The sequence below is a fragment of the Acidisoma sp. genome (genome assembly GCF_035492295.1).
Taxonomy (GTDB): Bacteria; Pseudomonadota; Alphaproteobacteria; order Acetobacterales; family Acetobacteraceae; genus Acidisoma.
The window spans coordinates 1-24,090 of the sequence record NZ_DATJJK010000065.1 but is presented as its reverse complement, the minus strand read 5'-3'; the positions used below and the strand labels follow the sequence as shown (position 1 = coordinate 24,090).

At 66.5% G+C, this 24,090-nt stretch carries 28 protein-coding genes; 26 read left to right on the top strand and 2 right to left on the bottom strand.

The features are described from left to right. The 15 genes from urtB to VL752_RS04940 all read left to right on the top strand — a co-directional run. Positions 1 to 1,095, top strand: a 1,095-nt coding sequence (urtB, locus tag VL752_RS05010; protein ID WP_325352791.1) for an urea ABC transporter permease subunit UrtB, incomplete at its 5' end; no start/stop codon positions are given. Next, complete coding sequence (gene urtC / locus VL752_RS05005) at positions 1,092 to 2,255, top strand: urea ABC transporter permease subunit UrtC (protein ID WP_325352789.1); 1,164 nt, start codon at positions 1,092 to 1,094, stop codon at positions 2,253 to 2,255. The genes urtB and urtC, both read left to right, overlap by 4 nt. After that, the gene (urtD, locus tag VL752_RS05000; RefSeq protein WP_325352787.1) at positions 2,252 to 3,016 is read left to right on the top strand and encodes an urea ABC transporter ATP-binding protein UrtD; all 765 of its coding nucleotides are present in this window, start codon (positions 2,252 to 2,254) and stop codon (positions 3,014 to 3,016) included. The genes urtC and urtD overlap by 4 nt, the downstream gene beginning before the upstream one ends. Positions 3,017 to 3,026: 10 nt before the next feature. Beyond that, positions 3,027 to 3,722 carry an urea ABC transporter ATP-binding subunit UrtE gene (gene urtE, locus VL752_RS04995; RefSeq protein WP_325352785.1) on the top strand — a complete coding sequence of 232 codons (696 nt, stop codon included), beginning with the start codon at positions 3,027 to 3,029 and terminating at the stop codon, positions 3,720 to 3,722. Positions 3,723 to 3,763: 41 nt separating this feature from the next. Then, positions 3,764 to 4,621, top strand: a complete 858-nt coding sequence (locus VL752_RS04990) for an urease accessory protein UreD (protein ID WP_325352783.1) — start codon at positions 3,764 to 3,766, stop codon at positions 4,619 to 4,621. A 16-nt stretch (positions 4,622 to 4,637) separates the two neighbouring features. Further along, on the top strand, positions 4,638 to 4,940 hold the full coding sequence (locus VL752_RS04985) for an urease subunit gamma (protein WP_325352781.1): 303 nt from the start codon (positions 4,638 to 4,640) through the stop codon (positions 4,938 to 4,940). 11 nt (positions 4,941 to 4,951) lie between these two features. Then, positions 4,952 to 5,263: an urease subunit beta gene (locus tag VL752_RS04980; RefSeq protein WP_325352779.1), complete on the top strand. Its 312-nt coding sequence runs from the start codon at positions 4,952 to 4,954 to the stop codon at positions 5,261 to 5,263. Positions 5,264 to 5,267: 4 nt separating this feature from the next. Further along, entirely contained in the window at positions 5,268 to 6,974 is a 1,707-nt protein-coding gene (ureC, locus tag VL752_RS04975) for an urease subunit alpha (protein ID WP_325352777.1), read from the top strand. A 2-nt stretch (positions 6,975 to 6,976) separates the two neighbouring features. After that, positions 6,977 to 7,474 (top strand): urease accessory protein UreE, encoded by a 498-nt coding sequence (locus tag VL752_RS04970; RefSeq protein WP_325352775.1) that lies wholly within the window; start codon positions 6,977 to 6,979, stop codon positions 7,472 to 7,474. After that, positions 7,398 to 8,141 carry an urease accessory protein UreF gene (locus VL752_RS04965; protein WP_325352773.1) on the top strand — a complete coding sequence of 248 codons (744 nt, stop codon included), beginning with the start codon at positions 7,398 to 7,400 and terminating at the stop codon, positions 8,139 to 8,141. Before VL752_RS04970 ends, VL752_RS04965 begins: the two co-directional genes overlap by 77 nt. Further along, complete coding sequence (gene ureG / locus VL752_RS04960; RefSeq protein ID WP_325352768.1) at positions 8,138 to 8,764, top strand: urease accessory protein UreG; 627 nt, start codon at positions 8,138 to 8,140, stop codon at positions 8,762 to 8,764. Before VL752_RS04965 ends, ureG begins: the two co-directional genes overlap by 4 nt. Before the next feature lie 18 nt (positions 8,765 to 8,782). Beyond that, a complete protein-coding gene (locus tag VL752_RS04955) occupies positions 8,783 to 9,391 on the top strand; it encodes an HAD family hydrolase (RefSeq protein WP_325352766.1) in 609 nt (202 codons plus the stop codon). A 35-nt stretch (positions 9,392 to 9,426) separates the two neighbouring features. Then, on the top strand, positions 9,427 to 9,792 hold the full coding sequence (locus VL752_RS04950; protein WP_325352764.1) for a cupin domain-containing protein: 366 nt from the start codon (positions 9,427 to 9,429) through the stop codon (positions 9,790 to 9,792). Further along, positions 9,785 to 10,351 (top strand): GNAT family N-acetyltransferase, encoded by a 567-nt coding sequence (locus VL752_RS04945; protein ID WP_325352762.1) that lies wholly within the window; start codon positions 9,785 to 9,787, stop codon positions 10,349 to 10,351. Before VL752_RS04950 ends, VL752_RS04945 begins: the two co-directional genes overlap by 8 nt. Before the next feature lie 2 nt (positions 10,352 to 10,353). Then, entirely contained in the window at positions 10,354 to 11,667 is a 1,314-nt protein-coding gene (locus VL752_RS04940) for a D-amino acid dehydrogenase (RefSeq protein WP_325352760.1), read from the top strand. Here VL752_RS04940 and VL752_RS04935 read toward each other — a convergent pair. Both VL752_RS04935 and VL752_RS04930 read right to left on the bottom strand, forming a co-directional pair. Next, positions 11,615 to 13,087 (bottom strand): sensor domain-containing diguanylate cyclase, encoded by a 1,473-nt coding sequence (locus tag VL752_RS04935; RefSeq protein ID WP_325352758.1) that lies wholly within the window; start codon positions 13,085 to 13,087, stop codon positions 11,615 to 11,617. The genes VL752_RS04940 and VL752_RS04935 overlap by 53 nt on opposite strands. A gap of 263 nt (positions 13,088 to 13,350) precedes the next feature. Next, positions 13,351 to 13,689: a TIGR02300 family protein gene (locus VL752_RS04930; protein WP_325352756.1), complete on the bottom strand. Its 339-nt coding sequence runs from the start codon at positions 13,687 to 13,689 to the stop codon at positions 13,351 to 13,353. Between the two features lie 115 nt (positions 13,690 to 13,804). Here VL752_RS04930 and aroA point away from each other — a divergent pair, with 115 nt between their 5' ends. The 11 genes from aroA to accD all read left to right on the top strand — a co-directional run. Continuing rightward, positions 13,805 to 15,154 carry a 3-phosphoshikimate 1-carboxyvinyltransferase gene (gene aroA / locus VL752_RS04925; RefSeq protein WP_325352754.1) on the top strand — a complete coding sequence of 450 codons (1,350 nt, stop codon included), beginning with the start codon at positions 13,805 to 13,807 and terminating at the stop codon, positions 15,152 to 15,154. Next, positions 15,151 to 15,798, top strand: coding sequence for a (d)CMP kinase (cmk, locus tag VL752_RS04920; protein ID WP_325352752.1), 648 nt, complete (start codon positions 15,151 to 15,153; stop codon positions 15,796 to 15,798). The genes aroA and cmk overlap by 4 nt, the downstream gene beginning before the upstream one ends. A 254-nt stretch (positions 15,799 to 16,052) precedes the next feature. Continuing rightward, positions 16,053 to 17,774 (top strand): 30S ribosomal protein S1, encoded by a 1,722-nt coding sequence (gene rpsA, locus VL752_RS04915; protein ID WP_325352750.1) that lies wholly within the window; start codon positions 16,053 to 16,055, stop codon positions 17,772 to 17,774. A gap of 95 nt (positions 17,775 to 17,869) precedes the next feature. Further along, on the top strand, positions 17,870 to 18,775 hold the full coding sequence (gene sppA, locus VL752_RS04910; protein WP_325352748.1) for a signal peptide peptidase SppA: 906 nt from the start codon (positions 17,870 to 17,872) through the stop codon (positions 18,773 to 18,775). 84 nt (positions 18,776 to 18,859) lie between these two features. Continuing rightward, entirely contained in the window at positions 18,860 to 19,159 is a 300-nt protein-coding gene (gene ihfB / locus VL752_RS04905; protein ID WP_325352746.1) for an integration host factor subunit beta, read from the top strand. A 294-nt stretch (positions 19,160 to 19,453) separates the two neighbouring features. Continuing rightward, on the top strand, positions 19,454 to 19,813 hold the full coding sequence (locus tag VL752_RS04900; RefSeq protein ID WP_325352744.1) for a lipopolysaccharide assembly protein LapA domain-containing protein: 360 nt from the start codon (positions 19,454 to 19,456) through the stop codon (positions 19,811 to 19,813). A gap of 6 nt (positions 19,814 to 19,819) precedes the next feature. Continuing rightward, a complete protein-coding gene (gene pyrF / locus VL752_RS04895; protein WP_325352742.1) occupies positions 19,820 to 20,530 on the top strand; it encodes an orotidine-5'-phosphate decarboxylase in 711 nt (236 codons plus the stop codon). Continuing rightward, the gene (locus VL752_RS04890) at positions 20,527 to 21,216 is read left to right on the top strand and encodes a phosphoribosylanthranilate isomerase (protein WP_325352740.1); all 690 of its coding nucleotides are present in this window, start codon (positions 20,527 to 20,529) and stop codon (positions 21,214 to 21,216) included. Before pyrF ends, VL752_RS04890 begins: the two co-directional genes overlap by 4 nt. A 20-nt stretch (positions 21,217 to 21,236) precedes the next feature. Beyond that, positions 21,237 to 22,448 carry a tryptophan synthase subunit beta gene (gene trpB / locus VL752_RS04885; protein ID WP_325352793.1) on the top strand — a complete coding sequence of 404 codons (1,212 nt, stop codon included), beginning with the start codon at positions 21,237 to 21,239 and terminating at the stop codon, positions 22,446 to 22,448. Beyond that, positions 22,445 to 23,275 (top strand): tryptophan synthase subunit alpha, encoded by an 831-nt coding sequence (gene trpA / locus VL752_RS04880; protein WP_325352738.1) that lies wholly within the window; start codon positions 22,445 to 22,447, stop codon positions 23,273 to 23,275. The genes trpB and trpA overlap by 4 nt, the downstream gene beginning before the upstream one ends. Before the next feature lie 38 nt (positions 23,276 to 23,313). After that, the coding region (gene accD, locus VL752_RS04875; RefSeq protein ID WP_325352736.1) for an acetyl-CoA carboxylase, carboxyltransferase subunit beta at positions 23,314 to 24,090 on the top strand (777 nt) is incomplete at its 3' end.

Below are 24,090 nucleotides of genomic sequence, written 5' to 3'. Positions count from 1 at the left end.
GCCCAGGCGCAGGCGGCGGACCAGTTGATGACACCCACGACGGATGACGCGACGAAGCTCGCCGCCGTGAAGATCATCGCCGCGCGCGGCGACCTGACCGCGCGCAACGAACTCTCCTCGCTGACCGGCCTCTCGAAACCGGTGCAGGCGGCGATTGCCGCCGCCATCACCCATATCGATTTCCAGCTGAAACTGTGGAACTGGCTGGAAACGGTCTATTACGGCATCAGCCTCGGCTCCGTGCTGCTGCTGGCGGCGGCGGGCCTCGCCATCACCTTCGGCGTCATGGGCGTGATCAACATGGCGCATGGCGAGATGGTGATGATCGGCGCCTACACCACCTTCTGCGTGCAGCAGGTCTTCCGCGCCTATGCGCCCGATCTTTTCGGCACCAGCGTGATCGTGGCAATCCCTGCGGCCTTCCTGGTGGCGGGTGCGATCGGCATCCTGATCGAACGCTGTCTGATCCGCTTTCTCTACGGACGGCCGCTGGAAACCCTGCTCGCGACCTGGGGACTGAGCCTGGTGCTGCAGCAGGCGGTGCGCTCGCTGTTCGGCGCCGAGAACCAGAATGTTGCGACACCCGACTGGATGAGCGGCTTCTTCATGGTCGGCGGCCTCACCATCACGCTCAACCGTCTGTGCATCATCATCTTCGCTTTCGCTGTGGTGGCGGCATTGATGGCGGTGATGCGCTACACGCCGCTGGGTCTGCGCATGCGCGCGGTGACGCAGAACCGCCGCATGGCGGCGGCCATGGGCATCCGCACGCCCTGGATCGACGCCATGACCTTCGGCCTCGGCTCCGGTCTCGCGGGGGTGGCTGGTGTCGCGCTCAGCCAGATCGACAATGTCTCCCCCAATCTCGGCCAGAACTACATCATCGACAGTTTCATGGTCGTGGTCTTCGGTGGTGTCGGCAATCTTTGGGGCACGGTCCTGGCGGCCCTCACGCTCGGCATCGTCAACAAGGGCTTGGAGCCGGTGGCCGGTGCCGTGCTGGGCAAGATCGTGGTGCTTGTCCTCATCATCCTCTTCATCCAGCGGCGCCCGCGCGGGCTGTTCCCGGTCAAGGGACGGGCGGTGGAAGCATGACCCGCCTCTCCCTCACCCTGACGCCGGTGCTCATCATCGGCGTCGCACTCGTCCTCGCCGTGCTCAACCTCGCGACGCCTGCGGGCAGCGCGCTGCATGTCTCGGACTTCGTCGTGGGTCTCGCTGGCAAGTATCTCTGCTACGCCCTGCTCGCCCTCGCGGTCGATCTCGTCTGGGGCTTTGCCGGCATCCTGACGCTGGGCCACGCCGCCTTCTTCGCCTTGGGCGGCTATTGCATGGGCATGTACCTGACGCGCGAAATCGGGGCACGCGGCGTCTATGCCAATGCCAACCTGCCCGACTTCATGATTTTCATCGGCTGGAAGCATCTGCCCTGGTACTGGTCCGGCTTCGACTGGTTCCCCTTCGCCATCCTCATGGCGATGGTGGTGCCGGCGGTGCTTGCCGCCATCTTCGGCTTCCTCGCCTTCCGCAGCCGCGTTTCGGGCGTCTATCTCTCCATCATCACCCAGGCGCTGACCTACGCCCTGCTGCTTGCTTTCTTCCGCAACGACATGGGCTTCGGCGGCAATAACGGCATGACCGGTTTCAAGGACATCGCCGGCTTTCCGCTGGACCGCAGCAGCACAACAACGGCGCTGATGCTGCTCTCGGCCATCTTCGCCGCGGCCGCCTTCCTCTTCGCCCGCTGGCTGGTCGGCAGCCGCTACGGTCAGGTGCTGGTGGCGGTGCGCGATGCGGAGAACCGCACGCGCTTCCTCGGCTACCGGCCGGAATACTACAAGCTGGTGGTGTGGACGCTGTCGGCGGTGATCGCCGGCATCGGCGGCGCGCTTTATGTGCCGCAGGTGGGGATCATCAACCCGAGCGAATTCGCCCCCGCCAATTCCATCGAAGCGGTGATCTGGGTCGCGGTCGGCGGGCGCGGCACACTGTCGGGCGCCATCCTCGGCGCCGTGCTGGTGAATTTCGGCAAAACGGTCCTGACCGGCGCGATGCCGGGTGCCTGGCTCTATGTCCTGGGCGGGCTCTTTATCCTCGTCACCCTGTTCCTGCCGCGCGGCATCATCGGCACGCTGCGCCGGCGCCGGAGCGACGTGGCGCTGCCGACGGAGAATGAGCCGCAGGGCCTTGCCGCCATCGACACGGAGGCGGCCGACCTGCGCGAGGCCGGCGCGGACGGGGAGAAGACGGCATGAGCACGCAGCCCATCGGCGCCGTCAGCGGCGACCTTCTCTATCTCAGCGGCGTGAACAAAACGTTTGACGGCTTTAAGGCCATCAACAACCTGTCGCTGACACTCGCGAAAGGCGAAATGCGGGCGGTGATTGGCCCCAATGGCGCCGGCAAGAGCACGATGATGGACATCATCACCGGCAAGACCCGGCCCGATACCGGGCAGGTCGTCTTCGGCGCCTCGACTGACCTCACCCGTCTGGACGAACCGGCAATTGCCAAGCTCGGCATCGGGCGAAAATTCCAGAAGCCCACGACCTTCGAGAGCCATACGGTGTGGAACAACCTCCTTCTCGCCCTCGCCGGCAATCGCTCGCCCTGGTTTACGCTCGGCGCCCGCAAGACCCGCCGCGAGGAGGAGAAGATCGAGGAACTGCTGGAGACGATCCGGCTGACGGCGCATCGTGACCGTCTCGCCGCCAACCTCTCGCACGGGCAGAAGCAGTGGCTCGAAATCGGCATGCTGCTGGCGCAGGATCCGCAGCTGCTGCTGGTGGACGAGCCCGTCGCCGGGATGACGGATGCCGAGACCGAGCAGACGGCGCATCTCTTGCGGGACATCAACCGCACCCGCTCCGTCGTCGTTGTCGAGCATGACATGACCTTCGTGCGTGCCTTGGGCGTGAAGGTGACCGTGCTGCACGAAGGATCGGTTCTGTCGGAGGGATCGCTCGACCATGTCAGCGCCGATCCGAAGGTGATCGACGTGTATCTCGGGCGATAGGGGCGAAGCGATGCTTGAAGTCCAGAACGTCAATTTGCATTACGGGGCTGCCATCGCGCTGCGTGGCGTCTCCATCCGCGCGGAACTCGGCACCGTCACCTCTATTCTCGGCCGTAACGGCGTCGGCAAGACCAGCCTGCTGCGCGCGATTACCGGTGCGCATCCCGTCTCCGGCGGCGATATCCGCTGGGAGGGACAGAGCATCACGCGCATGCCCTCCTATGAACGCGCGAAACGCGGAATCGCTTGGGTGCCGCAGGGGCGCGACATCTTTCCGCTCCTCACGGTCCGGGAAAATCTGGAAACCGGCTTCGCCGTGCTGCCGCGCCGGGAACGAAAGATCCCAGAGGAGATTTTCGAACTCTTTCCGATCCTCAAGACCATGCTGGGCCGGCGTGGGGGTGACCTGTCCGGTGGGCAGCAGCAGCAGCTCGCCATCGGCCGCGCCCTGGTGATGCGGCCGCGCCTGCTGGTGCTGGACGAGCCGACCGAGGGCATCCAGCCCAGCATCATCAAGGATATCGGCCGGGTCATCGCTCTTCTCCGCAGTCGCGGCACCATGGCGATCCTGCTGGTGGAGCAGTATTACGACTTCGCCCATGAACTGGCGCAGACGCTGGCGGTGATGGATCGCGGATCAATCGTCGTGTCGGGCGACCGGGACAGCTTGGACGAGGCGGAGGTGCGGCGTCACCTCTCGGTCTGACCCGGATGGCCCTGGCGCTTGCTTCATGCGAGAGAGATGGCATGGACGCCTCGCCCCTTCTCCTCTCCCCCCGCGCGCAACGGGCGTTTGGCCGGTTGCGCATCGCCTTTAACCGGCGGGGTGAGCAGACCGTGCTCGCCGTGCTGCGGCAGGAAGGGTGCTTCAAGGCGCGCCACCCGCGGCCCGAGCCCGGCGCCATTCCCGAAACCGTGCTGCTCAATACCTCGGGCGGAATCACTGGCGGGGATGATCTCGCACTCTCAGTCGAAGCCCGCCCCGGCACGCATTTCGTCGTCACCACCCAGGCTGCCGAGCGCTTCTACAAGGCGAGCCCGGCCTCGCCCCCCGCCACCATCCGCTCTGACCTGAGGGTGGCGGAGGGGGCGCTGCTCGAATGGCTGCCGCAGGAGACGATCCTCTTCGACCGCAGCTCGGTCGACCGCAGGCTGTCCGTCGATCTCGCGCCGGGCGCGCGTTTCCTTGGTGTCGAAAGCCTCATCTTCGGCCGCCAGGCCATGGGCGAAACGGTGGAGCAGATCAGCTTGCGGGACCGCATCCTCATCCGCCGGGGCGGACGGCCGATCCTGCATGACGCGACACGGCTGGAAGGTCAGGTCGGGATGCTGATGGCGCGCGCCGGCACCTTCGCCGATGCCCGGGCCATGGCGACCGTCGTTTTCGCAAGCCCCGAGGCGGAAGCGCTGCTCAGCCCCTTGCGCGAGCGGCTCGGCGAGGGTCTCCTGCCGGATGCGGCGGTCGAGGCCGGGGTTTCCGCCTGGAACGGCCTTGTTCTCGTGCGGATTTTGGCTCGAAATGGCGCTGGTCTGCGTGCGGCGGTGATCGCCGCGTTGGAACAAATGCGCGGGGGCGCGGCCCTTCCGCGCGTCTGGCAATTGTAAAGGGAGGACGGGTCCGGTGAACCTGATGCCACGTGAGAAGGACAAGCTGCTGATCGCCATGGCGGCAATCGTGGCGCGTCGCCGGCTGGAACGTGGCGTCAAACTGAACCACCCGGAGGCCGTGGCGCTGATCACTGATTTCGTGGTCGAAGGCGCACGCGACGGCAAAACGGTCGCCGACCTCATGGAGGAAGGCGCGCATGTGCTGACGCGCGATCAGGTCATGGAGGGCATTTCCGAGATGATCCACGACGTTCAGGTGGAAGCGACCTTTCCGGACGGCACCAAGCTCGTCACCGTCCATAACCCGATCCGCTGAGGAACCGCCGCATGATCCCCGGAGAATTCCTGCCCGCAGTGGGCGATATCGAGCTGAATGCCGGCGCCACGCCCATCACGCTGACGGTCGCCAATGCCGGGGACCGGCCGGTGCAGGTCGGCAGTCACTACCATTTCGCCGAGACCAATCCAGGCCTGCAGTTCGATCGCGCGGCAGCACGCGGCTACCGGCTGGATATCGCGGCCGGCACCGCCGTGCGCTTCGAGCCCGGGCAATCGCGCGAGGTAACGCTGATCCCCATCCGCGGCAATCGCGTCATCTATGGTTTCCGGGGCGAAGTCTCCGGCAAGCTCGGAGGCTGAGACCATGGCCCGCATGTCCCGACACGCCTATGCGCATATGTTCGGCCCCACGGTGGGGGACCGCGTGCGCCTGGCCGATACCGAACTGTTCGTCGAGGTCGAGCGTGACTTCACGACCTATGGCGAGGAAGTGAAATTCGGCGGCGGCAAGGTCATCCGTGACGGCATGGGCCAAAGCCAGGTGACGAACGCCGCGGGTGCGGCCGACACCGTCATCACCAATGCCCTGATCATCGATCACTGGGGCATCGTGAAGGCGGATGTGGCGCTGAAAGGCGGGCGAATCGCGGCCGTCGGCAAGGCCGGCAACCCGGATACGCAGCCGGGCGTGGATATCATCATCGGGCCAGGGACGGAAATCATCGCCGGCGAGGGGAAGATCCTGACCGCCGGCGGCTTCGACAGCCATATCCATTTCATCTGCCCGCAGCAGGTCGAAGAAGCGCTGGCCTCCGGCCTCACCACCATGCTCGGCGGCGGCACGGGGCCTGCCACCGGCACGGCCGCCACGACCTGCACGCCCGGCCCCTTCCACCTCGCCCGCATGCTGCAGGCGGCGGAAGGATTGCCGATGAACCTCGCCTTCGCCGGCAAGGGCAATGCCTCCCGCCCCGAAGCCTTGGAGGAAATGATCCGCGCCGGCGCCTGTGCGCTGAAGCTGCATGAGGATTGGGGCACCACGCCCGCCGCCATCGACAACTGCCTGACGGTCGCCGACCGCTTCGACGTGCAGGTGATGATCCACACCGATACGCTGAACGAAAGCGGCTTCGTCGAGGATTCCATCGCCGCCATCGGCGGCCGCACCATCCACGCCTATCACACCGAAGGTGCCGGCGGCGGCCACGCGCCGGATATCATCCGCGTCGCCGGCCTGCCCAACGTCATTCCGTCCTCGACCAACCCGACGCGTCCCTATACGCGCAACACGCTGGATGAGCATCTCGACATGCTCATGGTGTGTCATCACTTGGATCCGGAGATTCCCGAGGACATCGCCTTCGCCGAAAGCCGTATCCGACGCGAGACGATCGCGGCCGAGGACATCCTGCACGATCTCGGCGCCTTCTCGATCATCAGCTCGGATAGCCAGGCGATGGGCCGCGTGGGTGAAGTCATCACCCGCACCTGGCAGACGGCGCATAAGATGAAGGTGCAGCGCGGAGCGCTCCCCGGAGACGGTGACGCGGACAACAACCGCGTAAAACGCTACATCGCGAAATACACCATCAACCCGGCGATCGCGCATGGCATTTCGGAACATGTCGGCTCCATCGAAGTCGGCAAGCTCGCCGATCTCGTGCTGTGGAACCCGGCCTTCTTCGGGGTGAAACCCGATCTGGTGCTGAAGAGCGGCACCATCGCCATGGCGATGATGGGCGACCCGAATGCCTCCATCCCCACGCCTCAGCCGATCCATGCACGCCCGATGTTCGGCAATTTCGGCCGATCCTTGACGCTCTCCTCCGTGCTCTTCGTCTCGGGGGCCGCGCTTGACGCCGATATCGGCCGCAACCTCGGCCTCTCGCGCGAATTGCTCGCCGTGAACAATACGCGCGGCGGCATCGGCAAGGCGAGCATGGTGCATAACGATGCCACACCGACTATCGAGGTTGATCCGGAAACCTACGAGGTGCGCGCGGACGGCGTGCTTCTCACCTGCGAACCGGCGACAGAGCTGCCGATGGCGCAGCGCTACTTCCTGTTCTGACCATGCGCGCAACCGAACACCTCCTTGCAGGCACCTGGAAACCCGAAGACGCGGCGGATGCCGTGCTGCTGGATCATGACCACCGGCATCGGCGGCGTTTCCTGCTCAAAACCGTGTCCGGCGCCGAATGCCTGCTCGATCTGCCCCAGGCCGTGGCGTTGAAGCATGGCGACGGGTTGAAGCTCGAAGACGGGCGCATTCTCGCCGTGCAGGCAATGCCGGAGCGGGTGCTGGACATCCATGCCCATGACGAGGATGCGCTGATGCGCATCGCCTGGCACCTCGGCAACCGGCACCTGCCGGTGCAGTTCCTGCCCGGCGAAATCCGTATCCGTTATGATCACGTCATCGCCGAGATGGTGGAAATCCTGGGCGGCCATGCGGAAGAGAACGAGGCCCCCTTCGACCCGGAATCAGGCGCCTATGCACCCGGCACCGGGGGCGGCCATCACCACCACCATGACGACGACGACGATCTCGGCCATCATCATTATGACTGACGCGTCCCTCAGCGATGACGGATTCCTGAAACTGCTGACCTGGCTGTCGCCCGCCTTCCCGACGGGCGGCTTCGCCTATAGCCATGGCATCGAATGGGCGGTCGAATCGAACGATGCCAAGTCCACCGCCGGGATCGTCGCCTGGATTTGCGATATCCTGGAGCATGGCAGCGGGCGCACGGATGCGATCCTGCTGCGCCACGCCCATCGTGCAGCGAACGATGCGGCCGCGCTTACCGAAATCGTGGAACTGGCCGCCGCCCTGCCCGCCTGCCGGGAGCGCCTGCTGGAAACCACGGCCCAGGGCAATGCCTTCATCGCGGCCGCGAAAGCCTGGCCGCATCCGGTGCTGGCGGGATTGGCCGGCGAGATCGCCTATCCGGTGGCGGTCGGTGCCATCGCCGCCGCCCACGGCATCGCCGAGGACCGCGCCGTGCTCGGCTTCCTGCACGCCTTCGCGGCCAATCTGGTTTCGGCCGCCGTGCGCCTCATTCCGCTCGGCCAGCAGGCGGGGCTGCGCATCATGGCCGCCCTCGAACCCGTGCTGGTTTCCGTCACCGAGGAGAGCCGCGATCTCACGCTTGACGATATCGGCACGGCGGCAATCCGCACCGATCTCGCCGCCATGCATCACGAAACGCAATATACGAGGTTGTTCCGCACATGAGTTCTTCGCCCCACGGCCCGCTTCGCGTGGGCATCGGCGGCCCGGTCGGCACCGGCAAGACCGCGTTGATGGACGCGCTCTGCAAAACGCTCCGCGAGGTCTACAATATCGCCGCCATCACCAATGACATCTACACCAAGGAAGATGCCGAGTTCCTGACCCGCGCGGGCTCTCTCACGCCGGACCGCATCCTTGGCATCGAGACCGGCGGCTGCCCGCATACGGCGATTCGCGAGGATGCCTCCATCAACCTCGCGGGCGTGGCAGATCTCAACAAGCGCTTTCCGGGTCTGGACGTCATCCTCATCGAAAGCGGCGGGGACAATCTGGCGGCGACCTTCAGCCCGGAGCTTGCCGACATCACCATCTACGTCATCGACGTCTCGGCCGGTGACAAAATCCCCCGCAAGGGCGGCCCCGGCATCACCCGCAGCGATCTTCTGGTCATTAACAAGATCGACCTCGCCCCGCATGTGGGCGCGAGCCTGGAGGTGATGGACCGGGACGCCCGGAAGATGCGCAACGACCGGCCCTTCGTCTTCACCAATATCCGCGCGGGCCAGGGCGTGCCGGAAATCGCCTCCTTCATCGAACGCCAGGGCGGGCTCCGCCGGGCCGCCTGACAGGAGAGACAGACGCAGATGGCGATCGCTCTCGTTCTTTTCGACATGAACGGCGTCCTCTGCCGTTACGACAAGGACCGCCGGATCGCCCATCTCGCCCGTCTCTCGGGCCTCCCGCCGGCGCAGGTGGAGGTCGCTATCTGGGGTTCCGGCTTCGAGGATGCGGGCGATGCCGGCATGATGGACCAGGGCCGCTATCTTCGCGGCTTCGGGGAGGCGCTCGGCCATCCGCTGACGCTTGCAGAGTGGAGCGAGGCACAGGCCGCTGCCTTGACCCCTGATCCGGCCATGCTGGCGCTGGCACACCGCCTCAAGGCGAAGGCGCGGGTCGCCGTTCTGACCAACAACAACCTTCTTCTTCGGGACGAGATCGGCCGCCTTTCGCCCGAGATCGCCAAAGTCTTCGGATCGGATTTCCATGTCTCGGCGGAATTCGGCGCCCGCAAGCCGGAACCCGAATGCTATCTCGGCTGCCTGACGGCGCTGGGCGCCCGCCCGGATCAGACGCTTTTCATCGACGACAGCGCGGACAACGTGGAGGGCGCGCGTCAAGCCGGTCTGATCGCGTATCATTTTCAAACCCAGGCTGCACTGGACGCGCTGTTGGCCGAGCATCTGCGGGACTAAGCTTGGCCTCGAAGATCGTCACGACGGAGTCCGCCATGACCGAGACGTTGAAAGCTTCCCTTCCCGCCTTGCTGGCGCAGCTGCCGCGCGCGCCCTCTGCCGTCTGGCCGGAGGGTGAGCCCTTCGTCGATGCCATCCGCCATGGCAGCATGTCGGTCGAGGTTTTCGCGCCGCGCGGGCAGGATCGGCAGAGCCCGCACACCCAGGACGAGCTTTACATCGTGGCGAGCGGCCAGGCCCGGTTCGAGCATAACGAGGCCATGACCGAGGCCCGCACCGGCGATGTCCTGTTCGTTCCGGCCGGCGACACGCATCGCTTTCACGACATGAGTGCGGATTTCGTAACCTGGGTGATCTTCTGGGGTCCCCGGGGAGGCGAAGGGAGCATCATCCATGTCTGACCGTTTCGTCCTCGCCGCGGCGGAGGATCTGGAGGCCGTCCGCACACTCACGGAAGCCGCTTACCGGCCCTATACGGAAATGCTCGGCGCGCCGCCCTTGCCAGTTACGACCGACTACGCGCCCCGTATTGCGGCCGGCGAGGTTTGGCTGCTGCGCGAGCCCTTCGGCCTCGCCGGGCTGCTCGTGCTGGAACTGCATGCCGATCACGGCATGATCTACAGCGTGGCGGTGGCACCCGCCTTCCAGGGGCAAGGCCATGGCGTGCGCCTGCTGCGCCATGCGGAGCAGCAGGTCCTCGCCGCGGGCCATGGCGAAATCCGCCTCTATACCAATGCCCGGATGGAGCGGAATCTCGCCCTCTATCAGTCCTTCGGCTATCGGGAGATCGGGCGGCGCCCCAATCCGCATCGCCCCGGCTGGATGATCGTCGACATGGCGAAGCCGCTCACGGCCATTGCCGCGCGGGCCTGGAATGAAATACTGGGTCAAACGGCGGCGGGGGACGTGACGCAAGAACCAGCACGGAAGCGTCCGCACTCTCCAATAGCGGAGCCTTGATCTTGAAGCATATCGCCGTCATCGGCGCCGGTGTCACCGGCGTCACCACCGCCTATTCGCTTCTCAAGCGTGGCTATCAGGTCAGTGTCTTCGAGCGCCATCGCTATGCGGCGATGGAAACGTCCTTCGCCAATGGCGGCCAGCTTTCCGCGAGCAATGCCGAGGTTTGGAATTCCTGGGCAACGGTCTTCAAGGGCATCAAATGGATGCTCAAGAAGGACGCGCCACTGCTGGTGAACCCGAAACCGTCCTGGCACAAATACAGCTGGATGCTGGAATTCATGGGCCAGATTCCGCATTACCGGCGCAATACGGTCGAGACCGTTAGGCTCGCCATCGCTTCCCGCAAATTCCTCGACGAAACCGCCGAGGCCGAGGGAATCGACTTCCACCGCGAGCCGCGCGGTATCCTGCATATTTATCGCGACAAGAAGAGTTTCGACGACGCAACCCGCGTCAACCAGCTCTATGCCGAGGGCGGGCTGGAACGCGTTGCCGTGACGCCGGACGAAATGCGGACCATCGAACCCACGCTCAATGGAGATTTCTTCGGCGGCTACTACACCGCTTCCGACTATACCGGGGATATTCATGCCTTCACCCGCGGCCTTGCCGCCGCCTGCGTCAAGCGCGGCGCGGTCTTCCACTACGATACGGCGGTGACCCGGCTCGCCCATGGGACAGAGGGGATCGACATCACCTGGCATCCGGCCACCGCCCAGGGCAGCAGCCATACCGCCGAGGAGAAAGCCCATTTCGACGCGGTGGTGATCTGCACCGGCGTCTCAAGCCGGCATTTCGCGGCCGCCCTCGGCGATAAATTGAACGTCTATCCCGTGAAGGGCTATTCCATCACCGTCCCATTGCAGGACGAGGAGAGCCGCCGCGGCGCGCCCTGGGTGAGCCTGCTGGACGACGGCGCCAAGATCGTGTCGAGCCGGCTCGGCGAGGGCCGCTTCCGCGTCGCCGGCACCGCCGAATACAACGGCTATAATCTCGACATCCGGGCCGACCGCATCCGCCCCCTGGTCGAATGGACGCGCAGCCTCTTCCCCGCGGTGGATACCAGCCCCGCCGTGCCTTGGGCGGGCCTCAGGCCTATGATGCCGAACATGCTGCCGCGGGTGGGTCCGGGTTCCAAACCCTGCGTCTTCTACAATACCGGCCACGGCCATCTCGGGTGGACGCTCTCGGCCGTGACGGCCGAAACGGTCGCCGAGGGCGTCGCTCTCAATCTGCCTGTCGGCGCCAGCCAGGTGCCGTCTAAGGCATCGCCTGCGCCGCAGGGGGCCGGGCCACGTCAAGCCGCGGAATGAAGGGCCGCGCGGTCACGCGGTTGCGGCCGGCCGCCTTGCTCTCGTAGAGCGCGGCGTCCGCGACCGTCAGTAGTTCCTCCGCCGCGCCGTCCGGTCCAGGATCGGCATGGCTGAGCCCGATGCTCACGGTCACATAGCGATGCCCCGGGGCATGGGTCATGGCCTGCTCCTCGATTGCGGCACGAATCGATTCGGCCACGCGCAGCCCGCCGGGCAGTGCCGTATCGGGCAGCACGATCGCGAATTCCTCCCCGCCATAGCGGGCCGCGATGTCTCCCGGCCGACGGATGCGCGACTGGATGCAGTCTGCGATGGTGCGCAGCACCTGGTCGCCCGCCTGGTGGCCGAAATGATCGTTGTACCTCTTGAACTCGTCGGCATCGATCATGAGCAGGGTGATCGGCCTGCCCGCGCGGCGGCAACGCCGCCATTCCCGTGCCAGATTCTCGTCGAAACCGCGGCGGTTGAGCAGACGGGTGAGCGGATCGGTCCGCGCGAGTTCGGCCAGTTGCTTGTTGGCCGCCAGAAGTTGTTGGTCCACCAGCATCTTGCGGTAGAGCTGGCGTGAAAACAACACCGCCAGCACCAGCAGAGCGACCGATAGTAAGATGACCGCCGAGACGATCACCACCGCCAGATCGTTCCAGTAATGGAAAATGTCGGTCGTCGAAATGCCGACGAGGACGACCAGAGGCAGCCCACCGACCCAGCGGGCGGAAACGCGCCGATCGACGCCATCTATATGGGAATGCCGCACTTCGACCAGGATCCTGTCGCGCGGCAGCCTGTCGATGATACCGTGGTTTGCCAACTTGATGCCCAGTTGGGCGCTGACGAATGGTTTGCGCGCGAGCAGCACTCTTTGCCCGTCAACGAGGCCGATCGCCCCACCCTGGCCCAGTTCGATCGCATTGAAGACACCCTGAATCCAAGCCATGGGCAACAGGGCGATAACGGCCCCGACCTGGCCACAGCCGGCCCCCGCGCAACGCCGGATGAGGGCGAGTTCCGGCTGGATATGGCCGCCCAGCGTGACGGTGCTGATGCCGAGGCCACGCAGGCCGATCTGCTCGTGAGCCAGGATAGAGGGAAGATAGGGCACGTAGCCCGGGGTGACCTCTGGCCGCGAACTGGTGATCACCCCGCCTGCGGCGTCGGTCACGATGATGTCGCCGATGTGTTCGCGCACTGCCGGACCGCCGAAGAGATCCTTGGCTGTATGGGCGGCCGTCGGGTCAGCCTGGAGGGTAGACCGAACATCCAGGAGCCGCGTGTCATAGCGTCCGATCTCGATCCGGACGGTCTGATCGGCGAGCACGAGAATATTGGCCGCCATCATGTCCGCCCGGCGGGCGAGTTCATGGCGGCTTTCAAACAGAACGGAGATGCATCCCGCAATCAGCAGCAGGACGGCGAACACGCTGACCCCCGCGACCAACCGAAAGGACTGCAGTGCGGAGGACCTTGTCCGGCGGGGAGGCGTATCCGACATCAGGGCGACGTCTCAGCTTCGCAGTTGCGTTCCTCACCGTCGCACCTGCCGGCCCAGCGTCCAGAGCCGAAGATGCGGGCGCGCCCTTCTCGAACGTCGCCACCGAATCGCCGAAACAACGCGCATGTTCAGCGGCTTCTGGCAATTGACCGCTCCCGCACGAAAGCGAGAGCGGTCGCCATCGGTGAGCTTTACTGATCGCGCTCGTCGGTGTCCTTCTCGACCTCGATTTCGGTCTCGATCGCATCGTCATCGTCGTCGAGATCGGCTGATTCATCGAGGACGTCGTCATCCTCGACAATCTCCTCGACCTCCGCCGCTTCGACGTCGACCTCTTCCTCGCGCGCCGCCGCGACGGGCTTCTTCAGCCGTCGGTCTTCCACGGGGGGACCGCCACGCTTGAGGCGCGGCTGCTCGGGCGGCTGCTCTGTGCCGCATTTCGGGCAGCTGGGCGTCGCAACGCCCAGATCGTAGAAGCGCGTCCCGCAGGAGACGCAGACGCGCTTGGTGCCTAGTTCAGGCTTGACCATCAGGAGCCTCGTCAGGGGGTAGCTGTGTTCGGAAAGGGGGCGGCCTTGCCATCCTCCGAGGCCGCTGTCAAACCCCGTTTCCTCGCATGTGCCTTCCTCGCGTCAAGAGAAGCCGATGGACCATTCCCCCACGACCGCCCAACCACTCCAAAGCCAGCCCGCCGGAGCGCCGCTTTCCGGCCGCATCCGCGTGCCAGGCGACAAGTCGATCAGCCATCGCGCCCTCATGTTCGGGGCGCTGGCGGAGGGTGAAACCAGCATCACCGGTCTGCTCGAAGGCGAGGATGTGCTGCGCACGGCGGATGCCATGCGCGCGCTCGGGGCTGAGGTGACACAGCATGCCGCCGGCCGTTGGACCGTGCGCGGCCAGGGCCGCGGCCACCTGCGGGAACCAGCCGATGTGCTCGACATGGGCAATTCCGGCACCGCCGCCCGCCTGATCTGCGGCATTCTCGCGAGCCACCCGATCTTCGCGGTGCTGACCGGCGACGGCAGCCTGCGCGGCCGGCCAATGAAGCGGGTGACGGAGCCGCTGGCCGCGACCGGCGCCCGATTCGCGAGCCGCGCCGGCGGCCGCCTGCCGCTCGCGATTGAAGGTAGCGCCAGCCCCGCCCCCCTCACCTATCGCCTGCCGGTCGCCTCCGCCCAGGTGAAGTCCGCGATCCTCCTCGCCGGGCTCAATGCCGAGGGCGAGACGGTGGTGCAGGAGCCGGAAGCAACCCGCGACCATACCGAGAACATGCTGCGCCATTTCGGCGCGACCGTCTCGGTCACGGTCGAAGGCCAGGGCCGGGTGGTGCGCCTCGAGGGCAAGCCAAGGCTGACGGCCGCCGATATCGTGGTGCCGGGCGATCCCTCCTCCGCGGCTTTCCCGATCGTGGCAGCCCTCATCGTGCCGGGCTCCGCTGTCACCATCGAGAATGTCGGCCTCAACCCGCTGCGCACCGGGCTCTTCACCAGCCTGGTCGAGATGGGCGCTGATCTCACAATTTCGAATGAGCGCGTCGAGGGTGGCGAGCCGGTGGGCGACATCACCGTCCGCGCCGGCACGCTGAAGGCAATCGAAGTGCCGCGCGCCCGCGTGCCGAGCATGGTGGACGAATTCCCGGTTCTGTCCGTCGCGGCGGCTTTCGCCGAGGGCACCAGCCGGTTCCGCGGCCTCTCCGAACTCCGCGTGAAGGAGAGCGACCGGCTCGCGGCGACGGCCGCATTGTTGACCGTCAACGGCATCGCCGTGGAGATCGAAGGCGACGACCTCATCATCCACGGCACCGGCGGCAAGCCGCCCGCCGGCGGCGGCACGGTCGAGACCCATATGGACCATCGCATCGCCATGTCGGCCCTCGTCCTCGGCCTCGCGACCGCGTCACCCGTGACGGCGGATGACGCGGCTTTCATCGAGACGAGCTTTCCGGGCTTCGCCGATCTCATGCGCGGCCTTGGCGCCATCATGGTGCGCCCATGACGGCACAGGAGGACGCGCCGCTTACCGTCGCGATCGACGGACCGGCCGCCTCCGGCAAGGGCACGCTCGCCCGCAGGCTCGCCTCCCTGCTCGGCCTGCCCCATCTCGATACTGGCCTTCTCTATCGCGCGACCGGCCGTCGTGTGCTGGATGCGGGCGGCGACCCGGCTGACGCGACTGCCGCCCAGGCGGCGGCAGAGGCGTTGACGGCCGAAGACCTGCAGCGCCCGGATTTGCGCGGGCCGGCCGCGGATGCCGCCTCCTCCAAAGTGGCGGGCTTCCCCGGGGTACGCGCGGCGTTGCTCGACTTCCAGCGGCGTTTCGCCGCAGGGGGCGCAGTGCTGGACGGGCGGGACATCGGCACCGTCGTTCTGCCTCAGGCGATGGTGAAACTCTTCGTGACCGCGACCCTCGACGTCCGCGCCGAGCGGCGCTTCCTGGAACTTCAGGCGCGCGGCGGGCCGGTGCCCGACCTCGCCACGATCAGGACCGAGATGGCGGCGCGGGACGAGGCCGACGCGAACCGCGCGACCGCACCGCTGCGACCGGCCGAGGATGCCGTGATCCTGGACACCTCCCGCCTCACGGCCGCGGAAGCGCTCGCCCGGGCGGAAGCGATCATCCGCCACCGGCTCGGCGTCTGACCCGGAGATCGTTTCGTATTGTGGCGTGGGGCAGCCGCGCGGCCCGTCACGTCGCTTTCCCTTGACTTGGGCCGAAGTCGGCGTATCTGTCGCGCGAGCACCGGACCCGGCAAGGGTGCGGTCGCTCTCTATTAGACCCGGCCCGCAGGACCTGCGGGCAAGACGTGTCGGCTCGGGATGGTCCCGTCAGCCACGATGCGCAGACCCTGTGCGGCTCCTTGCCGCACGCTCTGATCAAGGACAGAAACCGCCACATGTCAGCAAGTTCCGCCCTCCGCCCTGCCGGCCACGCCGCGGAGGAGGATTTCGCGTCCCTGCTCGACGAGACCCTCGGCCGTGACACCGGCTTCGATGGCTCCGTCGTCTCCGGCCGCGTGCTTCGCGTCACCGATGATGCCGTCATCGTCGATGTCGGCCTGAAGAGCGAAGGTCGCGTCCCCCTGAAGGAATTCGGCCCGCCGGGCCAGAAGCCGGAAGTCGCCGTCGGCGACGTGGTTGAGCTTTACGTCGAGCGCTACGAAGACCGTGACGGTTCCATCGTGCTCTCGCGCGAGAAGGCCCGCCGCGAGGAGTCCTGGAGCAACCTCGAAAAGGCCCACGCTGCCAACCAGCGCGTGAACGGCACGATCTACAGCCGCGTCAAGGGTGGCTTCACCGTCGATCTCGGCGGCGCGGTGGCCTTCCTCCCGGGCAGCCAGGTCGATATCCGTCCGGTGCGCGACGTCGGACCCCTGATGGGCACCCCGCAGCCCTTCCAGATCCTCAAGATGGACCGCGCCCGCGGCAACATCGTCGTGTCCCGCCGCGCCGTTCTCGAAGAGACCCGTGCGGAACAGCGCAGCGAGCTGATCCAGGGCCTCAAGGAAGGCATGGTGCTCGACGGCGTGGTGAAGAACATCACCGACTACGGCGCCTTCGTCGATCTCGGCGGTGTGGACGGCCTGCTGCATGTCACCGACATCGCCTGGCGCCGCATCAACCATCCGAGCGAGGCCCTCCAGATCGGCCAGCCCGTGAAGGTGCAGGTCATCCGCTTCAACCAGGAAACCCAGCGCATCAGCCTCGGCATGAAGCAGCTCGAGATCGATCCCTGGGAAGGCGTGGCGCTCAAGTATCCGCCGGCGGCGAAGTTCACCGGTCGCGTCACCAACATCACCGACTACGGCGCCTTCGTGGAGCTGGAGCCGGGCGTCGAGGGTCTGGTGCACGTTTCCGAAATGTCCTGGACGAAGAAGAACGTCCATCCGGGCAAGATCGTCGCCACCAGCCAGGAAGTCGACGTGCTCGTGCTGGACGTGGATGCCGGCAAGCGCCGCATCTCGCTCGGCCTCAAGCAGGTCCAGCGCAATCCCTGGGAGCAGTTCCTCGAAGAGCACCCGGTCGGCAGCGAGATCGAAGGCGAAATCCGCAACATCACGGAATTCGGCCTCTTCATCGGCATCAGCGCAGACATCGACGGCATGGCGCACATGTCCGACCTGTCCTGGGACGAAGCCGGCGAGCAGGCGATCACCCGCTACAACAAGGGCGACATCATCAAGGCGAAGGTTCTTGACGTCGATGTCGAGAAAGAGCGCATCAGCCTCGGCATCAAGCAGCTTAGCGATGATCCGGCGGCCGGCGTGTTCGACCGCGTCCACAAGGGCGACATCGTCACCTGCGTCGTGACCGCGGTTCAGGCCAATGGCGTCGAGGTTTCGGTGGACGAGGTTCTGACCGGCTTCATCCGCCGCGCCGAACTCGCCCGCGACAAGGCCGACCAGCGCCCCGACCGCTTCGCGGTTGGCGAGAAGGTCGATGCCAAGATCATCTCCGTGGATCGCGCGGCCCGCAAGCTGGCGCTGACCATCCGCGGCAAGGAGATGGACGAGGACAAGCAGGCGGTTCAGGAATACGGCTCTGCCGACTCCGGCGCCTCGCTCGGTGACATTCTGGGTGCCGCGATCCGCAGGCGGAACCAGCAGTCGGACGTCTGATTTACGTCCGGCCTTCGGGCTCGCTAGGATGGGCCGCGGGTGGCGCGCAAGCGTCGCCCGCGGCTTTTTCTTTGCCCTCTCTCAGGATCACCGATGTGAGTCTGGAAACCGACCTTTTCCTCGACCGCCGGCGGCTCAAGCGCGGCATCATTCTCTGGCGCGTGGTGGCGGTTGTGGCTCTGGTCGTGGCCGCGCTCGGGGTCTGGGGTTTCAGCCTGCCCGGCGGGCGGCATGTCGCAGTGCTGAATGTGAAGGGGATCATCGGCAACGAGGAGAAGTTGGCGGAAGCGGTGGATGACCTCGCCGACGACCGGCAGGTCGCGGCGCTCATGGTGGTGATCGACAGTCCCGGTGGTGCTGTCTCGGGCGGTGAGGCGCTGCATGACGCGATCGCCCGCGTCGCGACCCGTAAGCCGGTGGTCGCCGTCATGCAGGGGCTCGCCGCCTCGGCCGGCTATATGATCGCCGTACCGGCGCAGCGGATTTTCGCCCGCAACGCCACCATCACCGGCTCGATCGGCGTCATCATGGAAGCGCCGGAATTCTCCGGCCTCCTGGATAAGCTCGGGATCGACGTGCAGACCCTGGTCTCCGGGCCGCTCAAGGGCCAGCCGAGCCTTTCCGCGCCGATGACCCAGGCAGGTCAGGCGGCGCTGCAGAGCCTGCTGATGGATCTCTACGATCAGTTCGTGGGCATGGTGGCGCAAGGCCGCCACATGAGCGTCGCCGACGTCCGCACATTGGCCGATGGCCGTGCCTATACCGGCCGTCAGGCCCTGCCGCTGCACCTGATCGACGCGATCGGCGGGCAGGATGAGGCACGCGCCTGGCTCGCGCGCGCCAAGGACGTCCCGGCTGGCCTGCCGACCGAGACGGTGCAACCCCGGGGCCGGGGCCCCTCCTTCTTTGGCCTGCACCTGGGCGGACTGGCTAATCTCTTGTTTTCGCAGAGAGTTACGCTTGACGGCGCCATGGCTCTCTGGCAGCCTGCCGGCCTCTGACGCGCCCTCAAACAGGGATCGTTCGCTGAGATACCGCGTCCGCAGGGACTGAGCGCGTGCTGAGAGAGGGTGAAGGCCAGCCGAATGACAAAGTCCGAGCTGATCTCCGCCCTGGCCGAGGCGAATCCCCACCTGACCGCCCGGGATGTGGAAACCATCGTCGCCACCATCTTCGACCAGATCAGCGAGGCCCTTGCCCGCGGAGAGCGCGTGGAGCTGCGCGGCTTCGGCGCCTTCACGGTCAAGCAGCGCATCGCCCGTACCGGCCGCAACCCCCGCACGGGCGAGGCCGTCGCAGTGGACGAGAAGGCTGTGCCCTTCTTCAAGGCGGGCAAGGAACTCCGCGGCCGCGTGAACAAGGGCCCGGGCAAATCCGGCGGCTAGCCGCAGCCCCGGCCGTCTGGCCCTCCATCACCGGATCATCGGGGCTGACACCTCGTTTTGTCGTGGCCTGGCGGCCTCGGAGCGTCGTAGGCTCGCCCCATGGTTGCGCAAGCGATAGCCGATAGGTTTGGCGGCGACGGGCCGGTTGACAGGATCGCGCTGGCCACGCCTCCGACGATTGGGGTTGGGGCGGTTGCCGCGCGATGGCGGCAGCGCCACATCTGACTGTGCGCGCGTGACCAGCAGGTCCGGCGCGGAGTTCACCATTCAGTCCGGATCCCCTAAGCTGTCGCCATGCTGCGTCTCATCCCCGCCCTCATCCTCGTCCTCATCCTCATCGTCTTCGGTCTTTCGAACCGGGAATCGGTGACCCTCGGCTTCTGGCCGACCGATTACTCGGTCGTGTTGCCGCTCTCGGTCGCGGTGCTCGTGGCCATGGCCGTGGCCTTCCTGCTCGGCGCCGGAATCGTCTGGCTGGACCATCTCGGCCTTGGCCGCCGCGCGCGCCGGGCAGAGGCAGAGGTGCGGCGCCTTCAAGCGCAGCTGACCCAGGCCGAGGCCCGCCGGCAGCCGCCCTTCGTGCCGCCGGCAGCAGCCACGGCGCGCAGCCTGCAGCCGACAGCGGCGCCCGCCTCGCTGTCCGTCAAAGACTGACGCGCCATGACCCGACCGCAGAATCCGATCATCGCAGCCGTCGACACGACCGATCTCGTGACGGCTCAGACCTGGGCGCGGAGCCTCACGCCGCATGTCGGCCTGCTGAAGCTCGGCCTTGCCTTCTACCTCGCCCACGGCCAAGCGGGCGTGCGGGCGGTGACAGACCAGCCCGTGTTCCTCGACCTTAAGCTGCACGACATTCCGAACACCGTCGCTGGCGGCGTGACCGCGGTTCTGCCGCTCGGCGCCGCGATGCTGACGCTGCATGCCTCGGGCGGCTCGGCGATGATCGCCGCCGCCCGCATCGCCGCAGAAAAGGCCGGTACCGCGCGCCCGAAGCTGCTCGCCGTGACCGTGCTTACCAGCCTTTCGGCCGAGGCGCTGACGGAGACCGGCGTCGCGGACAGTCCCGCCGCACAGGTGCTGCGGCTGGCGAAACTGGCCCTTCGCGCGGGGGCCGATGGCCTCGTCTGCAGCCCGCAGGAAGTGGCCATGCTCCGTGCAGAGATCGGGCCCGAGCCGCTGCTCGTCGTCCCTGGGATCCGCCCGGTGGGCGCGGCCGCTGCTGATCAGGCCCGCACGCTCACCCCGCGCGAGGCGATCAGTGCCGGGGCGGATTGGCTCGTGATTGGGCGACCCATCACGGGAGCGGCCGATCCGGCCGCCGCCGCGGCCGCCATCGCGAGCGATCTGGCGAGAGGACAGGCCGCATGAAGGTCAAAATCTGTGGCCTGAACAGTCCGGCCGCTTATGAAACCGCTGTGGATGCCGGGGCGGATTACGTGGGCTTCGTCTTCTTCCCACCCTCCCCGCGCTTCGTCACGGGCAGCCAGGCCGCCGCTATTCGTGCCCGGCGCCCGGACGGGCCGCCGGCTGTCGGCCTCTTTGTGAAGCCCGAACTCGACCAGATCGCTGCGGTGCTTGAAACGATGCCCCTAGATATTTTCCAGATCTACGACACGCCTGAACGGGCGCGGGAAATCCGCGCCCGCTTCGGCCGCCCGGTCTGGCTCGCCCGTGGCGTGTCTGCCCGTGCGGAACTGGCCGCGGCCGAGGCCGCCGGAGACGGGCTGGACGCGCTGATGATCGAAAGCAAGCCGCCGGCCGGTGCCAATCGCCCGGGCGGCAATGCGACCGCGCTTGACTGGTCTCTGCTCGCGGGCTGGAGCCCGGTTCTGCCCTGGCTGCTGGCCGGGGGGCTGACGCCCGACAATGTCGCGGAAGCGATCGCGGCCTCCGGCGCGCAGGCGGTCGATGTCTCCTCCGGCGTCGAAAGCGCGCCGGGGGTCAAGGACCCCGCGCGTATCAAGGATTTCATCAGAGCGTCACGTATGCCGGGCCTGACCCTTTCGGGCGGCACGGCAGGGGAGTATGAGAGCTCCCATCAGGGGGTCCCGTGAACAAGCATTTCTCTCCAGATCTGGCCGGCGGCCAGAACAGCCTGCGCAATTTTCCCGATGATCGGGGTCATTTCGGCAAGTTCGGCGGCCGCTATGTCGCTGAAACGCTGATGCCGGTCATTCGCGAGGTCGAGGCGGCCTATCTCAACGCCCGCGACGACGAGGATTTCCACGCGGAACTCGCCGGCTATCTCAAGAACTATGTCGGCCGGCCCAGCGCCCTCTGGTTCGCGGAGCGCCTGACCAAGCATTTTGGCGGCGCCAAAATCTACCTGAAGCGCGAGGACCTGAACCATACGGGCGCGCACAAGATCAATGCCTGCATGGGCCAGATCCTGCTCGCGCGCCGCATGGGCAAGACCCGCATCATCGCCGAGACCGGCGCCGGCCAGCATGGGGTGGCGACCGCCACCGTCTGCGCCCTCTTCGGTCTGCCCTGCACCGTCTATATGGGTTCGACCGATGTCGAGCGGCAGAAGCCCAATGTCTTCCGCATGAAGCTTCTCGGCGCCGAGGTTCGGCCGGTCGCGGCCGGGGCCGGCACGCTGAAGGACGCCATGAACGAGGCGCTGCGCGACTGGGTGGCCAATGTGGACGACACTTACTACCTCATCGGCACCGCCGCGGGCCCCCATCCCTTTCCCGCCATGGTGCGCGATTTTCAGTGCGTCATCGGCAACGAGGCGCGGGCCCAGCTGATGGAGGCCGAAGGCCGCCTGCCGGACGTCGCCATCGCCTGCGTCGGCGGGGGTTCCAATGCCATCGGCCTGTTCCATCCCTTCCTCGACGAAGCGGTGCGCCTCATCGGCGTCGAGGCCGGCGGTCACGGCATCGACACGGACAAGACCGCGGCAAGCCTCGCGCGCGGCCGCCCCGGCGTGCTCCACGGCAACATGACTTATCTGCTGCAGGATGCGGACGGGCAGATTCAGGAAGCGCATTCGATCAGCGCCGGGCTGGACTATCCGGGTCTCGGGCCCGAGCACTCCTTCCTCTTCGAGAACGGCCGCGTCGAATACGTGCCGATCAATGATGACGAGGCGCTGGAAGCCTTCCAACTCTGCTGCCGTGTCGAAGGCATCATCCCGGCGCTGGAAAGCGCCCATGCCCTGGCCCATGTTGCCAAGCTCGCGCCGACGCTCGGCCCCGACCAGATCATCCTCGTCAACCTCAGCGGCCGTGGCGACAAGGACATCTTCACGGTTGCCGCCCATACGGGGGATGACCTTTGAGCCGCATCGCCGCACGTTTCGCGAAGCTGAAGAAGGAAGGGCGCGGCGCGCTCATTCCATTCCTTGAAGCCTTCGACCCCGACCTTGAGACCAGCCAGGCGATTCTCGCGGGCATGCCGGCGGCCGGCGCCGACCTCATCGAAATCGGCATGCCCTTCACCGATCCGATGGCCGATGGCCCGATCATCCAGCTCGCCGGCCAGCGCGGCCTGAAGGCCGGCGCCACGCTGAAGGGCACGCTCGCCATGGCGCGCCGCTTCCGCGAGACGGACGATCACACGCCAATCATCCTCATGGGCTATCTCAACCCGATCGTCGCCTACGGTCCTGAGATCTTCTGCCAGGACGCTGCGGCGGCCGGGGTAGACGGGCTGATCGCGGTCGACCTGCCACCCGAGGAGGCCGAACTCCTCGCCCCCCACGCCGTGGCAAGCGGGCTCGACATCATCCGCCTGGTTGCCCCCACGACGGACGAGACGCGCCTGCCCTATGTTCTGGAGGGCAGCTCCGGCTTCATCTATTACGTGAGCATCGCCGGCATTACCGGCACGCGCAGCGCGACCTCCGCCGATTTGTCCTCGGCGATTCCCCGCGTGCGGAAGTTCAGCGACCTGCCGATTGCCATCGGCTTCGGCGTTCGCACGCCGGAACAGGCGGCGGAAGCGACCAGGATTGCGGATGCCGCGGTCGTCGCCTCCGCCCTGATCGACACCCTCGCCCGGAATCTGGACGAGGACGGGCGCCCCCGGCCCGGCACGGTCGAGATCGTGCTGGATCAGGTTCGCGCCTTGGCAGCAGCCGTGCGCGGCGTCCGCGTGGCCGCCTGACTCCAGCACCTTCCCGTTATTGAGTTGAGAGACTGCAGATGAGCTGGCTCACCGAATTCGTCCGCCCCAAGATTCGTACCCTGCTCGGCCGCAAGGATGTGCCCGAGAACCTGTGGCACCAGTGCCCGGCGTGCCAGCAGATGATCTTTCAGCGCGATCTGGATGCCAATCTCAAGGTCTGCCCCCATTGCGGCAATCACATGCGGGCATCCGCCCGCGAGCGCCTGACCTGGACCTTCGACGAGGGCCACTTCACCCTGATCGAGACGCCGCGCGTGCCGCAGGACCCGCTGCGCTTCCGCGACCAGAAGCGCTACACGGACAAGCTGAAGGATGCGCGGGACAAGACCAAGCTGGATGACGCGATCCTGGTCGGGCACGGCGAAATCGGCGGCCAGAAATCGGTGGTCGCCGCGATGGACTTCTCCTTCCTCGGCGGTTCCATGGGGGCGGCCGTCGGCGAGGGAATCGTAGCCGCCGCGCGCCTCGCCGTGATGCAGAAGGCGCCGCTCATCATCTACACCTCCTCCGGCGGCGCGCGCATGATGGAGGGGGCGATCAGCCTCATGCAGATGCCCCGCACCACCATCGCGGCGCAGATGGTGAAGGAGGCGGGCCTGCCCTATATCGTCGTGCTGACCGACCCGACCACGGGCGGCGTTACCGCGAGCTTCGCCATGCTGGGCGACATCCAGATCGCCGAACCCGGCGCGCTGATCGGCTTCGCCGGCGCCCGGGTCATCGAACAGACGGTGCGCGAGAAGCTGCCGGACGGTTTCCAGCGCTCCGAATATCTCTACGACCACGGCATTATC

What these genes read in the sequence shown, in the direction of transcription:
- VL752_RS04980 (WP_325352779.1), top strand. Translation starts at nt 4,952, where the DNA reads ATGATCCCCGGAGAATTCCTGCCCGCAGTGGGCGATATCGAGCTGAAT.
- VL752_RS04955 (WP_325352766.1), top strand. Translation starts at nt 8,783, where the DNA reads ATGGCGATCGCTCTCGTTCTTTTCGACATGAACGGCGTCCTCTGCCGT.
- VL752_RS04945 (WP_325352762.1), top strand. Translation starts at nt 9,785, where the DNA reads ATGTCTGACCGTTTCGTCCTCGCCGCGGCGGAGGATCTGGAGGCCGTC.
- ureG (WP_325352768.1), top strand. Translation starts at nt 8,138, where the DNA reads ATGAGTTCTTCGCCCCACGGCCCGCTTCGCGTGGGCATCGGCGGCCCG.
- VL752_RS04930 (WP_325352756.1), bottom strand. Translation starts at nt 13,689, where the DNA reads ATGGTCAAGCCTGAACTAGGCACCAAGCGCGTCTGCGTCTCCTGCGGG.
- pyrF (WP_325352742.1), top strand. Translation starts at nt 19,820, where the DNA reads ATGACCCGACCGCAGAATCCGATCATCGCAGCCGTCGACACGACCGAT.
- VL752_RS04970 (WP_325352775.1), top strand. Translation starts at nt 6,977, where the DNA reads ATGCGCGCAACCGAACACCTCCTTGCAGGCACCTGGAAACCCGAAGAC.
- VL752_RS04950 (WP_325352764.1), top strand. Translation starts at nt 9,427, where the DNA reads ATGACCGAGACGTTGAAAGCTTCCCTTCCCGCCTTGCTGGCGCAGCTG.
- VL752_RS04965 (WP_325352773.1), top strand. Translation starts at nt 7,398, where the DNA reads ATGCACCCGGCACCGGGGGCGGCCATCACCACCACCATGACGACGACG.
- urtE (WP_325352785.1), top strand. Translation starts at nt 3,027, where the DNA reads ATGCTTGAAGTCCAGAACGTCAATTTGCATTACGGGGCTGCCATCGCG.
- urtD (WP_325352787.1), top strand. Translation starts at nt 2,252, where the DNA reads ATGAGCACGCAGCCCATCGGCGCCGTCAGCGGCGACCTTCTCTATCTC.
- urtC (WP_325352789.1), top strand. Translation starts at nt 1,092, where the DNA reads ATGACCCGCCTCTCCCTCACCCTGACGCCGGTGCTCATCATCGGCGTC.
- ureC (WP_325352777.1), top strand. Translation starts at nt 5,268, where the DNA reads ATGGCCCGCATGTCCCGACACGCCTATGCGCATATGTTCGGCCCCACG.
- VL752_RS04890 (WP_325352740.1), top strand. Translation starts at nt 20,527, where the DNA reads ATGAAGGTCAAAATCTGTGGCCTGAACAGTCCGGCCGCTTATGAAACC.
- VL752_RS04990 (WP_325352783.1), top strand. Translation starts at nt 3,764, where the DNA reads ATGGACGCCTCGCCCCTTCTCCTCTCCCCCCGCGCGCAACGGGCGTTT.
- VL752_RS04900 (WP_325352744.1), top strand. Translation starts at nt 19,454, where the DNA reads ATGCTGCGTCTCATCCCCGCCCTCATCCTCGTCCTCATCCTCATCGTC.
- aroA (WP_325352754.1), top strand. Translation starts at nt 13,805, where the DNA reads ATGGACCATTCCCCCACGACCGCCCAACCACTCCAAAGCCAGCCCGCC.
- cmk (WP_325352752.1), top strand. Translation starts at nt 15,151, where the DNA reads ATGACGGCACAGGAGGACGCGCCGCTTACCGTCGCGATCGACGGACCG.
- rpsA (WP_325352750.1), top strand. Translation starts at nt 16,053, where the DNA reads ATGTCAGCAAGTTCCGCCCTCCGCCCTGCCGGCCACGCCGCGGAGGAG.
- ihfB (WP_325352746.1), top strand. Translation starts at nt 18,860, where the DNA reads ATGACAAAGTCCGAGCTGATCTCCGCCCTGGCCGAGGCGAATCCCCAC.